Raw genomic sequence first — 774 nt, forward strand, 5'->3', positions numbered from 1 at the left:
CAAAAGCTTCCACCGTATCCGGGTCGAAGACCACCTGGACCAGACCATTGCGATCGCGCAGGTCGAGGAAGATCACCCCACCATGGTCACGGCGGCGACTGACCCAACCGCAAAGCTCTACTGTTTCTCCGTCGTGGGAGGCTCGCAAATCACCGCAATAATGGCTTCGCATGCTTAACGTCCGCTTCTATTCTGATTACGCCGTCCGGCTCATTGAAGGCGATCCCAGGCTCGCTGGAACCTGCCCCGACGCCGGACCACTGAAAAAGGCGCCACAGTATAGCGATTCAACCGTCCCCGAGCCATGCCAGACGGCGATTCACTGCCAAACGGGCCACATGCCTACCTAATTTCACAAAATACCTTGAAAAATAGTGTCTCAACGCCTTGTGCCCTGAAAATCCATGGCATATAAAAGATGCGAACCCTATCAGGGGGCCACTGTGTTGTGCAGTCCAGGGCCACACCTGACAAGGAAGCACCGCCGGTTATCCGCACCATTGCGGAACCAATACAACATCAGGAAGACACCAATAAGGGGTAAGCAATCCATGGCTGCAAAGAAAAAGACAGCTGCTAAAGCATCCAGCGCTACAGCGGCTCGCAAGGTGAAAACCATCACCGAACCGATGAACAAAACCCAGATCGTTAACCAGATCAGTGAAACCACCGGCCTGACCAAGAAAGACGTCAACGCGGTTTTCGACGAACTTGCCGATATCATGGAAGGTCACCTGAAAAAGCGTGGCGCCGGCCAGTTCACCCTGCCGGGCC

The 774-nt window shown here is 54.7% G+C and carries 2 protein-coding genes; one reads left to right on the forward strand and one right to left on the reverse strand.

From position 1 onward, the window contains the following. A partial coding sequence (locus A3730_RS29995; protein ID WP_156501368.1) for an OB-fold nucleic acid binding domain-containing protein occupies positions 1-172 on the reverse strand: 172 nt, incomplete at its 3' end. A gap of 379 nt (positions 173-551) precedes the next feature. Here A3730_RS29995 and A3730_RS25695 point away from each other — a divergent pair. Further along, positions 552-774, forward strand: a 223-nt coding sequence (locus A3730_RS25695; RefSeq protein WP_197477642.1) for an HU family DNA-binding protein, incomplete at its 3' end; no start/stop codon positions are given.

Source organism: Alcanivorax sp. HI0044, from assembly GCF_001634945.1.